Annotated in this window: 15 protein-coding genes; 11 read left to right on the top strand and 4 right to left on the bottom strand. The window is 73.3% G+C overall.

The annotated features are described in order from the left end of the window. Positions 1-96: 96 nt before the first annotated feature. On the bottom strand, positions 97-855 hold the full coding sequence (locus tag ACFYOH_RS36500) for a lysozyme (RefSeq protein ID WP_388634883.1): 759 nt from the start codon (positions 853-855) through the stop codon (positions 97-99). Between the two features lie 190 nt (positions 856-1,045). On the opposite strand from ACFYOH_RS36500, the gene ACFYOH_RS36495 reads away from it, so the two are divergent. The 3 genes from ACFYOH_RS36495 to ACFYOH_RS36485 all read left to right on the top strand — a co-directional run bounded on the left by ACFYOH_RS36495 (position 1,046) and on the right by ACFYOH_RS36485 (position 4,786). After that, entirely contained in the window at positions 1,046-1,708 is a 663-nt protein-coding gene (locus ACFYOH_RS36495) for a class II aldolase/adducin family protein (protein ID WP_388634881.1), read from the top strand. Between the two features lie 193 nt (positions 1,709-1,901). After that, complete coding sequence (locus ACFYOH_RS36490; protein ID WP_388634879.1) at positions 1,902-3,029, top strand: alpha/beta hydrolase; 1,128 nt, start codon at positions 1,902-1,904, stop codon at positions 3,027-3,029. Positions 3,030-3,295: 266 nt separating this feature from the next. Next, entirely contained in the window at positions 3,296-4,786 is a 1,491-nt protein-coding gene (locus ACFYOH_RS36485) for a hypothetical protein (RefSeq protein WP_388634877.1), read from the top strand. Between the two features lie 16 nt (positions 4,787-4,802). Here the strand turns inward: ACFYOH_RS36485 and ACFYOH_RS36480 are convergent, their stop codons facing one another. Further along, the gene (locus ACFYOH_RS36480; RefSeq protein WP_388634875.1) at positions 4,803-5,216 is read right to left on the bottom strand and encodes a VOC family protein; all 414 of its coding nucleotides are present in this window, start codon (positions 5,214-5,216) and stop codon (positions 4,803-4,805) included. Between the two features lie 459 nt (positions 5,217-5,675). On the opposite strand from ACFYOH_RS36480, the gene ACFYOH_RS36475 reads away from it, so the two are divergent. From ACFYOH_RS36475 to ACFYOH_RS36465, 3 genes are all read left to right on the top strand, one after another. Further along, the gene (locus tag ACFYOH_RS36475; RefSeq protein ID WP_388634873.1) at positions 5,676-7,274 is read left to right on the top strand and encodes an ABC-F family ATP-binding cassette domain-containing protein; all 1,599 of its coding nucleotides are present in this window, start codon (positions 5,676-5,678) and stop codon (positions 7,272-7,274) included. Between the two features lie 323 nt (positions 7,275-7,597). Then, positions 7,598-7,819, top strand: coding sequence for a helix-turn-helix domain-containing protein (locus ACFYOH_RS36470; protein ID WP_017948860.1), 222 nt, complete (start codon positions 7,598-7,600; stop codon positions 7,817-7,819). 161 nt (positions 7,820-7,980) lie between these two features. After that, positions 7,981-8,784: an enoyl-CoA hydratase/isomerase family protein gene (locus ACFYOH_RS36465; protein WP_388634871.1), complete on the top strand. Its 804-nt coding sequence runs from the start codon at positions 7,981-7,983 to the stop codon at positions 8,782-8,784. Between the two features lie 37 nt (positions 8,785-8,821). On the opposite strand, the gene ACFYOH_RS36460 is transcribed toward ACFYOH_RS36465, so the two are convergent. Then, positions 8,822-9,544: a nucleopolyhedrovirus P10 family protein gene (locus tag ACFYOH_RS36460; RefSeq protein ID WP_388634869.1), complete on the bottom strand. Its 723-nt coding sequence runs from the start codon at positions 9,542-9,544 to the stop codon at positions 8,822-8,824. 97 nt (positions 9,545-9,641) lie between these two features. On the opposite strand from ACFYOH_RS36460, the gene ACFYOH_RS36455 reads away from it, so the two are divergent. Genes ACFYOH_RS36455 through amaP form a run of 5 tightly spaced genes read left to right on the top strand, consistent with a single transcriptional unit; the run spans position 9,642 to position 11,922 of the window. Next, on the top strand, positions 9,642-10,115 hold the full coding sequence (locus tag ACFYOH_RS36455; protein WP_388634867.1) for an Asp23/Gls24 family envelope stress response protein: 474 nt from the start codon (positions 9,642-9,644) through the stop codon (positions 10,113-10,115). Positions 10,116-10,163: 48 nt separating this feature from the next. Further along, a complete protein-coding gene (locus tag ACFYOH_RS36450) occupies positions 10,164-10,358 on the top strand; it encodes a hypothetical protein (RefSeq protein ID WP_388634865.1) in 195 nt (64 codons plus the stop codon). A 6-nt stretch (positions 10,359-10,364) separates the two neighbouring features. After that, positions 10,365-10,721, top strand: a complete 357-nt coding sequence (locus tag ACFYOH_RS36445; RefSeq protein WP_388634863.1) for a hypothetical protein — start codon at positions 10,365-10,367, stop codon at positions 10,719-10,721. Continuing rightward, positions 10,721-11,335: a DUF6286 domain-containing protein gene (locus ACFYOH_RS36440; RefSeq protein ID WP_388634861.1), complete on the top strand. Its 615-nt coding sequence runs from the start codon at positions 10,721-10,723 to the stop codon at positions 11,333-11,335. Before ACFYOH_RS36445 ends, ACFYOH_RS36440 begins: the two co-directional genes overlap by 1 nt. A gap of 5 nt (positions 11,336-11,340) precedes the next feature. Then, a complete protein-coding gene (gene amaP, locus ACFYOH_RS36435) occupies positions 11,341-11,922 on the top strand; it encodes an alkaline shock response membrane anchor protein AmaP (protein WP_388634859.1) in 582 nt (193 codons plus the stop codon). Positions 11,923-11,941: 19 nt separating this feature from the next. On the opposite strand, the gene ACFYOH_RS36430 is transcribed toward amaP, so the two are convergent. Then, on the bottom strand, positions 11,942-12,697 hold the full coding sequence (locus ACFYOH_RS36430) for an SDR family oxidoreductase (RefSeq protein ID WP_388634857.1): 756 nt from the start codon (positions 12,695-12,697) through the stop codon (positions 11,942-11,944). Position 12,698 lies beyond the last annotated feature (1 nt).

Here is a 12,698-nt window from a genome sequence, read left to right as displayed (position 1 = left end):
CCTGAGTGAACGGAAGGTGAACTGCGGCGGGCGCCAGGGTGTCTGAAGAGGGGGTTCGAGGTTCCGCTCGGCTCCGGCGGCCCAGGCGCCCCTTGACTACCAGCCCCGGGCGAAGGCCCGCAGTCGGCTCGTGGACCCGTTGAAGAGATTCTGGTCACCCGGCAGTCGGCCGTCCGCGTCGAACTGCCAGAACATCCAGTGCTGCCAACCACCCGGCAGCGGCCCCGGCCGCGAGGTGCCGTGCCGGGCGATCCACAGGGCGTGGCTCCCGGCGAAGGCGTGGCTGTTGCCGGTGCAGAGCCGCCACCACTCGGTCGTCGTGTAGATCACCGGGCGGCGGCCGGTCTCCAGCTCGATCTCGTCGCTGAAGGACTGGATCCAGCGGACCATCTGCGTCCCGTCCAGTCCGTAGCACTCGTCCTTCCTGCTGTACGGGTTGTCCTCGATGTCCAGCGCGGGCGGCAGGGTCCGGCCGTCCGCCACCCAGGCCCCGCCGTTCCGCACGAAGTACGCGGCCTGCCGGGCGCCGGAGGACCTGTCCGGCCGGGCGAAGTGGTACGCGCCCCGGTACAGGCCCGCCTCGTGCGCGCCCTCGTACTGCTGGGAGAAGTACGGGTTGCGGTAGTCCGTGGACTCGGTCGCCTTGACGTAGACGAACCGCGCGCCCGTCGACCGGGCGGTCGCCCAGTCGACGGGCTTCTGGTGGGACGAGACGTCGTGTCCCCGGGGCAGGCCCGAGGCGGCCGGTGCCGAAGGTCCGGCAGCCGCGGACGCGGTGCCCGTGAGGGCGAGCGCCGCCATGGTCGCCGCGAGGGCACCGGCGCTGTGACGGAGAAGGGTGCGTTTGCTGGCCATGTGTCTCCCCGGGTCGGCGGACGAGAGAACCTCCGGTGGGCAAGGGGGACCATTGAAGGTCCGCTGATCGCCGAATCAGCGCCTCCCCGCGGCGATTCACCAGGACTTTCGCCCGATCGGGGGCATGCGCTTCCGGCCGGAGGCGACCGTCCGTGCCCCTCTCCGTGGGCCAGGCTGGCAGGATCGCGGCATGGCTGAACAGCGGCGGGACGCGGAACAGCAACGGATCTGGACGGAACTGGTCGCGACGGCGCGGCGGACGGTGGCCGACGGGCTGGTGGTCGGCACCTCCGGGAACGTCTCGGCGCGCGTGGGCGACCTCGTCCTGGTCACCCCGTCGGGCGTGCCGTACGACCGGCTCACCCCGGACGACATCACCGGCGTCGACCTCACCGGACGCCAGGTGCTCGGCACGCTGGTGCCGACCAGCGAACTGCCCATGCACCTCGCCGTCTACCGCACCACCGACGCCCGCGCGATCGTCCACACCCACGCCGTGCACGCGACGGCGCTCTCCACGCTCGTGCCGGAGCTCCCGCTCGTCCACTACATGGCGGCAGCCCTGGGCGGCCCCGTCCGGGTCGCCCCCTACGCCACCTACGGCACCGACGAACTCGCCGACAACATGCTCCGCGCCCTGACCGACCGCTCCGGCTGCCTCCTGCAGAACCACGGCACGATCACCTACGGCACCACCCTCGACCAGGCCTACGACCGCACCGCCCAACTGGAGTGGATGTGCCGCCTGTGGCTGACGGCGTCCTCGGTACCGGGCCTGACCCCGTCCCTGCTGACGGAGGCACAACTGGCGGAGGTCGGGGAACGCTTGAAGGGGTACGGCCAACGGAGGTGACCCCGTGCTGCCCAGCCCTTCGCTCCGGCGCTTTCTCGTCCCTGGTGTCCGCCGCGGCGCTCAGCCACCACGCAGGTGCTGGGCGTGCGCCCTCAAGGCAGTGGGGGAGGTGCCGAACCCACCGCACCCCGGCGCTCCTCGCCGCCCCGCCTTTCCACTGGCCGGCAGGTCCAACCCCCACGACACTGGACGCGTGCGCCCAGTCAAAGCGACCGCCACCGCACTGACCGCGGTCCTCGCCGCCGGCGCGGCGTCCGTCGCCGCCGGCCGGATCGCCAGCGACGCCGCTCTGAAGGCGCCCGCGGGCCGCCCCCTGCCCACCGAACCCCGCCTCACCGTGCACAGCACCGCCGCCGGCCAGATCACCCTCACCCGCGACCTGGCCTCGCTGCGCCCCGGCACCTACGGCCTCGCCGGCGACGGCTCGCACGCGGTAGTCGGCCCCGTCCTGGAGGCGGCCCCGCACGCGGCCGACACCGTCGTACGCCGCCTGGAACGCGTCACCCACGGCACCCTCGCCCCCGGCGACCCGGTGTGGCTCACCCCGAACCTGTACGTCGGCGATCCCGGCACCGCCCTCGGCCTCGACCACACCGACATCGACGTGCCCGGCGAACTCGGCGAGCTGCCCGCCTGGTTCGTGCCCGGGGCCCGGGACACCTGGGTGATCGCCGTGCACGGCCTCGGCACCACGCGGGAACAGGCCATGAACCTCATGGCCCCCCTGCACGCCAGCCGGGTGCCGGTCCTCGCGCTCGCCTACCGGGGCGACCTCGGCGCTCCCCGCCCGCCGGACGGCCTGAGCCACCTCGGCGAGACCGAGTGGCGCGACCTGGACGCGGCGATCCGCCACGCCGTCCGCCGCGGCGCCCGCCGGGTCGTCCTGCTCGGCTGGTCCACCGGCGCCACGATGGCCCTGCGCGCCGCCGAGCACTCCCCGGTGCGCGAGCGCATCGCCGGACTGGTCCTCGACTCGCCGGTGCTCAGCTGGGAGGCCACGCTGCGCGCCCTCGCCCGGGCCCGCCGCATCCCGCAGCCGCTGCTGCCGCTCGCGGTGCGCGCCGCCCAGGGCCGGGCCGGCCTGTACGTCGACCGGGTCCCCGAGATCACCGACTCCGACGTGCTCACCGTACCGACCCTGATCTTCCACGGGCCCGACGACCAGGTGGCCCCCTGGGAGTTCTCCCGCCGGCTCGCCCGCCGCCGTCCGGATCTGGTCGCCCTGCACACCGTCCCGCAGGCCCCGCACGCGGCGATGTGGAACGCCGACCCGAAGGAGTACGAGGAGCGGCTGCGCCGCTTCCTGACCTCGCTGGTATGAGGGCGCTCCCCGGCCCTCACGCAGGTGCCCGAAGTCCCGGCGCCGGGCATTCCGTTTCATGCGTACCGAGGCCGCACGACTGGCCTGATCACCCTCCTCGCCCCGGTCCGAACCCCGTGCCTTGGCCAGCCCCGTCGCCCGCCGTGACATTCCGTTTGGGTTTTCGGACCGTCAACCGGAAGACTGCACCCGTGACGTCCCGTATCCCGCGCGACTCCAGGCTCCGACTCGTCCGACCGCGACCCCTGGCCGCCGCCCCCAGAGCTGTGAACCAGCGGCGCCCGCGCCGCCCCGCACCCCGGCCGCCGGAGGGCACCCCCGCCCCCGCGGAACTGGCCGGAATCGCCCGCACCGGACTGGCCGGCCCGGTCCGGGTCGCCCGCTGGGCCGACGCCGCACTCGGCCCCGGCAGCGACGCTGCCACCGCCGACGGCAAGGCCACCCTGTCCGACGCCACCGCCCGGCGCGCCGCCGCCGACCTGGGCCTGAGCGTCACGCAGATCCGCACCGACTGGGACACCGCACGCCTCGCCGGACTCGTAGAGGTGCACGGCGACAGCGCGCGCCCCGGCTGGCGGCTGCGCGCCTGGGACCGTGACGACAGCGCCGTACTGCGCGGCTGGGTCGCCCTCTTCGACGCCTGGTCGCTCGCCTCCCCGGAACCCGAGGGGCACGAGCCGGCCGCCGTCGCCGAGGTCGTCTCGGCCATGCCTCAAGTGCTCTCCTTCCTCCAGCTGTCCGCCGGGCCCGTCCCGGTCGAGCAGCTCCTCGACCTGCTCCAGCAGCGGGTCACCGAACTGCGCACCGAGCGCTGCGAGGTGCCCTACGAGCCCGGCACCCAGCAGCCGGCCGGGCCCGGGCCCGCGCGGCCGACCGTGCCGGCGGCCAGGCCGCCGTCCGAGCCCCGGTCCGCACAGCCCGCCCCGCCGGGGGCGCAGCGGCCGTCCGAGCCCAGACACGCGCGCCCGGCCGCCGATTCCCCGAGCCCGGCGGAACTCGCGGCCGCCGTCCCGGAAGACGCCGCGCCCACCGGCGACACCCCGCTCGAACCCCTCCTCGACTGGGCGCTGCGGGCCCTCGCCTCGGTCGGCGCGCTGACCTACGGCGACGGCCAGGCCACCCTCACCCCGCTGGGCAGCTGGGCGGTGTGGGTCAAGCTGGAGCAGATCTGCGTGGCCGCGCAGAGCCCGGCCGGCAATATCGAGCAGTCCGCCGAGGACATGCTCCGCGGCTGCGCCCAGCTCCGCCCCAACGCCGCCCGCGCCGAATACCGCGCCTGGCTCGCCGCCCGCACCGTCGGCGATGCCATCACCGAGCTGATCCACGCCGCGCGCGGCGATGACGCGCTGCTGCGCGGCCTGGCCTTCGAGGCGCTGCGCGTCGTCGGCGCCCCCGCCGAGCCCGACGTACGCGCCGTCGTGGAGGAGTCGGCCCTGCGGCCCTACGCCCTGCTGTGGCTCGCCGAGCACGACGGGATCGACCCGGAGGACGCCCACGAGGTCCTCACCAGGGAGGAGGCGACCTGGCTGTGGGTGGACACGGCCGCCGCCGTCGCCGACCACGGCGAGTCGCCGATGCTGGTCCGGCACCTGGAGTCCGCGGTGCAGCCCACCGTCCCCCAGCTGCTCGACGAGGTCCGCGCCGTCGGGCACCCACGCACCGTGCAGGTCCTGGTCGCGCTCGCCGCCGCGCATCCCGACCCGGCCCTGGCCAAGGCCGTGCGCCGGGCCGCCTTCCAGGTGCACACCGGAGGATGAGCGGCGCGGGGGTCGCTCAGGCGCCGATCTCGGGGGCGTACGTCCCGAAGCTCCAGATGTTGCCCTCGATGTCCCGGGCCATGTAGTCCCGCGAGCCGTAGTCCTGGTCCGTCGGGGGCATCAGGATCTCCACGCCGTGCTCCAGGGCCCGCTGGTGGTGGGCGTCCACGTCGTCCACGACGACGTACACCCCGGCGGGCCCGGCGTCCTTCATCGCCGCGTCGAAGAGGCCGCCCCGGCCCTTGGAGCCGATCATCACCGCGCCGTTGCCCTGGACCAGCTCGGCGTGCATCACCTTGCCGCCCTCCGTCTCGTACACCGACAGCTCGGTGAAGCCGAGGGCCTCCGTGAGCTGTCTCATCGCCGCCTTCGCGTCCCCGTACAGCAGCGTGGGGTAGAGGCTCGGCCGTCCGCCGCCGGTGCCTGCCATGCCGATCACTCCTTCGTGCGTCGGTTCTGTGGCGTCTCGTTCAGTCTTGCAGCCACCACTGACAACGCCTCAGCGAAACGTGCCCCTCGGCCCTCTGCCGTCGGCCCGGCCCCACCGCCGACGCACTGCGGGCGGTCCGCCGAGCCTGCCCGGCGGGGAGTGGCGTACCCGCACGCGTTCTGCGGATCCTCGGCGATGGCCTCCTCGCCATCGGCCTGCCCGCCGGCGAGAGCTGCGCCCGCTCCCAAACGGCCTCGGGCGGATCGTCCCGGTCAGCACACCGCTCGGCAACGATCTTCCGCGACGATCTCCGCAGCGCGGACCGAACGCGCGGACGTAGAAAAACCGCTTGCATGGCCCCGTTAGACTTTCCCCCATGGCCATTCTCCTCGCGCATTAGACGGCGGGAACGTCCTCAGCCGCCCACCCGCCAACCCCTGTACGCCCTGGAGTCTGTCCTTGATCTCCGCCTCCGGTATCGAGCTGCGCGCCGGTGCGCGCGTCCTCATCGAGAACGCCACCTTCCGTGTCGCCAAGGGCGACCGCATCGGCCTCGTCGGCCGCAACGGCGCCGGCAAGACCACCCTCACCAAGTGCCTCGCGGGCGAGGGCATCCCGGCCGCCGGCCAGATCACCCGCTCCGGCGAGGTCGGCTACCTCCCGCAGGACCCCCGCACCGGCGACCTGGACGTCCTCGCCCGCGACCGCGTCCTGTCCGCGCGCGGCCTCGACGTACTGATCCGCAAGATGCGCGAGAACGAGGAGCGCATCGCCACCGGCAAGGGCGCCACCCGCGAGAAGGCCCTCAAGCAGTACGAGCGCCAGGAGACCGAGTTCCTCACCAAGGGCGGGTACGCCGCCGAGGCCGAGGCCGCCACCATCGCCGCCGCGCTGAACCTGCCCGACCGCGTCCTCGGCCAGCCGCTGCACACCCTCTCCGGCGGTCAGCGCCGCCGTATCGAGCTGGCCCGCATCCTCTTCTCGGACGCGGACACCCTGCTCCTCGACGAGCCGACCAACCACCTCGACGCGGACTCGATCATCTGGCTGCGGGACTACCTGAAGACCTACCGCGGCGGCTTCATCGTGATCTCCCACGACGTCGATCTGGTCGACACCGTGGTCAACAAGGTGTTCTACCTGGACGCCAACCGGTCCACGATCGACATCTACAACATGGGCTGGAAGCTCTACCAGCAGCAGCGCGAGGCCGACGAGAAGCGCCGCAGGCGGGAGCGGGCCAACGCCGAGAAGAAGGCCGCCGCCCTCAACGCCCAGGCCGACAAGATGCGCGCCAAGGCCACCAAGACGGTCGCCGCGCAGAACATGGCCCGCCGGGCCGAGAAGCTGCTCTCCGGCCTCGAAGAGGTCCGGATGTCCGACAAGGTCGCCAAGCTCCGCTTCCCGGAGCCCGCGCCCTGCGGCAAGACCCCGCTGATGGCGGAGGGCCTGTCGAAGTCGTACGGCTCGCTGGAGATCTTCACCGACGTCGACCTCGCCATCGACAAGGGCTCGCGGGTCGTCATCCTCGGCCTCAACGGCGCGGGCAAGACCACGCTGCTGCGCCTGCTCGCCGGCGTCGAGAAGCCCGACACCGGTGAGGTCGTCCCCGGCCACGGCCTCAAGCTCGGCTACTACGCCCAGGAGCACGAGACCCTGGACGCCGACCGCACGGTGCTGGAGAACATGCGCTCGGCCGCCCCCGACATGGACCTCGTAGAGGTCCGCAAGGTGCTGGGCTCGTTCCTCTTCTCCGGCGACGACGTGGACAAGCCGGCCGGCGTGCTCTCGGGCGGCGAGAAGACCCGGCTCGCCCTGGCCACCCTGGTCGTCTCCGCGGCGAACGTGCTGCTCCTCGACGAGCCGACCAACAACCTCGACCCCGCGAGCCGCGAGGAGATCCTCGGCGCCCTGCGCACCTACAAGGGCGCGGTCGTCCTCGTCACCCACGACGAGGGCGCGGTCGAGGCGCTCCAGCCGGAGCGGATCATCCTGCTGCCCGACGGTGTCGAGGATCTGTGGGGCTCCGACTACGCGGATCTCGTCGCCCTGGCGTGATCCACTGCGTATGGATCATTCGGCTCATCCGTGATCCATCATCTGTGTGAGATCTCCTCGTATCGAGGTGTGTCGTACACGGAATTCCCGGCCGATCCCTTGCGTACCAAGGGATCGGCCGCCGCGCGTCCCTGACCTGGCACTTCGCGAATCCACCCGTTCGGCCCCCTCGACACCACCCCATGGAATCCTTGATTCCGCTTGTGGGGATCGACTCCTGTCGTCACAACGATGTCTCACGGACCTTGCCGAATGGGTGGCCATCAGGCCCAAGAGGGGTGATCATGAGGGGACCAGAGCGCACTTCCCATGAGGAGGCACGGGTGGCCGAGACTCTGAAGAAGGGCAGCCGGGTGACCGGCGCCGCGCGCGACAAGCTCGCGGCAGACCTGAAGAAGAAGTACGACTCCGGTGCGAGCATCCGGGCGCTGGCCGAGGAGACCGGCCGCTCGTATGGCTTCGTACACCGGATGCTCAGTGAGTCGGGCGTCACGCTTCGTGGGCGTGGCGGAGCGACCCGGGGCAAGAAGGCCGCATCGACCTGACGCCGGGCGGCCATCGGCTTCGATGGTGGGCCACCCGGTCGGCCTCCCCCTGGGCTCTTATGGGGCCCGGGGGGACCCCCAGCTCAGCTGGGTGGTTACTGTGCAGTCACTTGAGCATGCCGTAGGCATGCCCGGATGACCGCACCCATCGGAGGCGCCCCATGGCTTCGCCCGACCAGGACCTCGCTCCTGTACTCGACAAGGACGGCGTACGGCTCACCATCGACGACGCGCTCGCCACGGTGACGCTGACCAACCCGGCCAAGCGCAATGCGCAGAGCCCCGCTCTGTGGCGCGCGCTCACCGAGGCCGGCCGGCTGCTGCCGGGCTCCGTCCGTGTCGTGGTGCTGCGCGGCGAGGGCAGGTCCTTCTCCGCCGGGCTGGACCGGCAGATGTTCACCCCGGAGGGGATCCCGGGCGAGGCGACCTTCATCGAACTCGCGCGCCGTGACGACGCCGGGCTCGACGAGAGCATCGCCGAGTTCCAGGAGGCTTTCACCTGGTGGCGGCGGAACGACATCGTGTCCATCGCCGCTGTCCAAGGACATGCCATCGGGGCCGGCTTCCAGCTCGCGCTCGCGTGCGATCTGCGGGTCGTCGCGGACGACGTGCAGTTCGCCATGCGCGAGACCAGCCTCGGCCTGGTCCCCGACCTGACCGGCACGTACCCGCTGGTCGGTCTGGTCGGCTACGCCCGCGCGCTCGAGATCTGCGCGACCGGACGGTTCGTCGGCGCCGCGGAGTCGGTGGCGTCCGGGCTGGCCAACGTCGCCGTGCCGGCAGCCGAACTCGATGCGGCGGTGCAGGACTTGGCGGCCGCGCTGCTGGCTGCGCCGCGGGACGCCGTCGTGGAGACCAAGGCGTTGCTGCGCGGGGCGCTGGGCCGCGACTACGAGGCGCAGCGGGCGGCCGAGCGTGCCGCTCAGGCACGGCGCCTTCGGGAGCTGGCCGGCCTCGGGGAATGAGCCTGCGCCGGTGAGGCACCCTGCGCGAGCGGGCCGCTCAGCCGACCGCCGTCACCAGCACGGCCACCGTCGGCCGGTCCTCCAGCGCATCCCTCACGGCCGTGCGGACCTGCCGAGCCACGTCGATGGCCCGGCGGTCGGTGCTCGTCGTCAGCTCCACGCGCGCGTGCCGGTGCGGTAGCGCCGTACCGGCTGTGCGCTCCTCCAGGTGCACCGCCCGGCCCACACCGCCGAGGGAACCCGTCAGCCCGGTCACACCGGGGACGGACAGCGCGGCCGCGGCCACCCGGATCTCGTCCGGGTCCGAGGGCTCCCGCGCGGGCACCGGCCGCGGTGCCCGCACCTCCGCGGGCGGCTCCGCCGCCGCGAGCAGGTCGGTGACCCGCAGGTCCACCTCCGTCACCGCGAGCCCGAGCCGCTCCACCGCGGCCGTCGCCAGTGCCAGCCGTAGCTCGGACGCGACGGCCGGCAGCGGCTCGGTGGCCGTCGCGGCGAAGTCCACCGTCAGCCGCAGCGGGCCCGGCGGCAGCGCACTCGGCGGCGCCGGTACGACGGGCTCGTGGACCGCCTCCGGATCGGCGAGCGCGAGCCGCGGGGTGCCGAGCCGCACCCCGGGCATCCCCTCCGCCGCCGCGCGTTCCAGTACCGCCGCGGCAGCGCCCTCCGCGATCCACACGCCGTCGCGCGGCCCGCCGAGCGGCAGCAGCCGTCCCAGCCCGACCTGGCGCCGGACCACCTGTGTCCACCGGTCAGCCGTCATTCCTCCAGCCTGCCGTATCACCGGGGCGCGGTCGGGGAACCTTGCTTACGGTGGGCGGAGGACGATCGAAGGGGACGACCGAAAGGGACGTACCGCGATGACCGACATGACGACGACCCCCGAGGGCGAACACGAGCCGCAGGTCTCGACCCGCAAGACGACCCGGCGCGGCGGTGGTGATCCCGCGGCCCGCGGACGGACGACCATCGCCGACGGCGTCGTGGAGAAGATCGCCGCTCTGGCCGCCCGGGACGTGGTCGGCGTGCACGCCCTGGGCAGCGGCCTGGCCCGCACCCTGGGCGCCGTGCGCGACCGGGTGCCCGGCGGCTCCAGGTCGGTCACCCGGGGCGTGAAGGCCGAGGTCGGTGAGGTGCAGACGGCGCTGGACCTGGAGATCGTCGTGGACTACGGCGTCTCGATCGCCGATGTCGCCCGCGCCGTGCGGGAGAATGTGATCGCCGCCGTGGAACGCATGACCGGACTTGAGGTGGTCGAGGTCAACATCGCCGTCAGCGATGTCAAGTTGCCCGAGGAAGAGGACGAGGAGCCCGAGCCGCCCCGGATCCAGTGAGGCCCCGGCGACCCGACACCGCACTCCCGACGAGCTGAGGAGCGAGGCATGAGCATGGCCGTGGTCGGCATGATCGCCGGAATGGCGCTGGGCTTCGCCGGGTACTTCGGCGGCTTCGGTGCCTTTCTGCTGGTGGCGGCGCTGGGTGCGCTCGGGTTCGTCGTCGGCCGGTTCGCCGAGGGCGACCTGGAACTGGGTGACTTCTTCCGCACCCGCGACGGCCGGCGCGAACGGCGGCGGTGACCGACGGTGAGTGCCGAGTCCGGCGCGGTGCGCCCGCCGTCGGCCCTCGTGCCGCCGGGCGAGCGCGGCGCCACCCGGATCGCCGACCGGGTCGTGGCGAAGATCGCCGCGCAGGCCGCCCGTGAGGCGCTGCCCCCGCTGCCCGCCGACGCGGCCGCCCCGCACGCCACGGTCGTCGTCCACCAGGAGACGGCCCGCGTGAGCCTGTATCTCGAACTCGGCTACCCCTGCGACATCGGCGCCCACTGCGCCGCCGTGCGTCGTCATGTCGCCGAGCGGGTAGGCGCGTTGGTGGACATGGCGGTGCCCGAGGTCGCCGTCCAGGTCGAACGGCTGCACCCGGCACCGCACGGGAGGGCGTGATGAGCGAACCCCAGTCGACTGCACCGACCCTCGACAAGGACCCCGGCACCACCCCGCCCGCACCCGCCGAGGGCAGCGGCCGCTTCTGGTCCCCGCGCCGCGTTCCGGCCGCCGTCGTCGCGCTCCTGCTGCTGGCCGGCGCGGGCCTGCTGTTGTACGACATCGCCGCCGTGCGCGCCCACCACCCCGCGATGCACTGGCGCCGCGCACTCGCCCGGCAACTGGCCGAACGGCCCCTGGACGGCATCTGGGTGCTGACCGGCGCGGCCGTCGCCGTCGCACTCGGCCTGTGGCTGATCGTCCTCGCGGTCACACCCGGCCTGCGCGGGCTGCTGTCCATGCGGCGCCCGCACCCCGATGTCCGCGCCGCACTCCGGCGGGACGCTGCGGCGCTCCTGCTCCGCGACCGGGCCATGGACATCTCCGGCGTCCGGTCGGTCCGGGTGCGGATGCGCCGCACGAAGGCCGACGTCCGTGCCGTCTCGCACTTCCGTGATCTCGACGAGGTACGCGCCGACCTGGACACCGTGCTCACGGACGCGATCCAGGGCCTCGGCCTGGCCCGGCCGCCCACACTGTCCTTGCGGGTGGCCCGGCCCGGACGGAAGGGGTGACGGCGATGCGCGCCGGCGGCCTCAACCGCGTCCTGCTGGCCCTCGTCGGCCTGCTTCTGCTCGCGCTCGGCGGCGCGGTGCTGGCCGTCGGCCTGGGGGCGCCGCCGCCCTCCTGGTGGATCCACACCGGCCCGCACGACGTCCTGCTCACGCGGGCCGAGCGCACCCACTGGCGGTCCGCCGGCTGGTGGTGGCCGGCGGTCCTCGCCGCCCTGGCCCTCGTCGTCCTGCTCGCCCTGTGGTGGCTCACGACGGTCCTGCGCCGCCGCCGGCTGACCGAGATCCTGATCGACACCGGCGACGAAGAGTCCGCCCTCCTGCGCGCCAGGGCCCTGGAGTCGGCCCTCGCCCAGGACGTCGTACAGCAGGAGGGCGTGGCGCACGCGGAGATCCTGCTGCGGGGCCGCCGTACGGCGCCCGCGGCAAGGGTGTGGCTCCAACTGGAGCCGCACGTGGACCCGGCAACGGCCCTGAACGAGTTCACCGCCAAGGCCCTGACCCGCGCCCGCCGGTCGGCCCGCTTGCCTGCGCTTCCGGCGGAAGTGCGGCTCGGGTCGGTCAAGCACCGCGCGGAAAGGGTCACTTGACCGCGAACGGCGATGTTGTTCAGAACCCGTGCCGCATGCCCCCGTCCACGGGCAACATGACCCCACTCAGATACGACGCGGCCGGAGACAGCAGAAACGCCGCCACCTTCCCGAACTCCGCCGGAGTCCCATACCTCCGCAACGGAATCCGGGCCTCGTTCGCGGTCCGGGTGGCCTCGGGATCCGCCGACAAGGCGTCCAGCTCGCGCACGCGGTCGGTGTCGATGCGCGACGGCAGCAGCCCCAGCACCCGGATCCCGCGTGGCCCCAGCTCGTCCGCGAGGGACTTGGCGAACCCGGCGAGCCCGGGCCGCAGCCCGTTGGAGATGGTCAGCCCCGGAATCGGCTCGTGCACCGACGCGGACAGCACGAATCCGATGACGCCGCCCGGCTCCAGCTCGGCCGCCGCCGCGCGAGCGAGCCGGACCGCACCGAGGAACACCGACTCGAACGCGGCGCGCCACTGGTCGTCGGTGTTGTCCGCGACGAACCCCGGCGCCGGCCCGCCCACGCTCACCAGGACGCCGTGGAAGCCCCCGAAGTGCTCACGCGCGGCCGCGATCAGCCGCTCCGGTGCCTCGGGGTCGGCGTTGTCCACGCCCACGCCCACCGCGTTCGGGCCCAGTTCGGCGGCGGCATCGGCCACCCGCTTCTCGTCCCGGCCGCTGATCACGACCTTCGCCCCGTCCGCGACGAGTTCCCGCGCGGCGGCGTTGCCCAGCCCGCGGGTCGCCCCGGTGACGACGTACACCCGGTCCTTCAGTCCAAGATCCATG

Source organism: Streptomyces sp. NPDC007856 (genome assembly GCF_042868225.1).
Taxonomy (GTDB): domain Bacteria; phylum Actinomycetota; class Actinomycetes; order Streptomycetales; family Streptomycetaceae; genus Streptomyces.
Note: the sequence above shows the minus strand (reverse complement) of the source record. Positions and strands in the feature narration are given on the sequence as shown.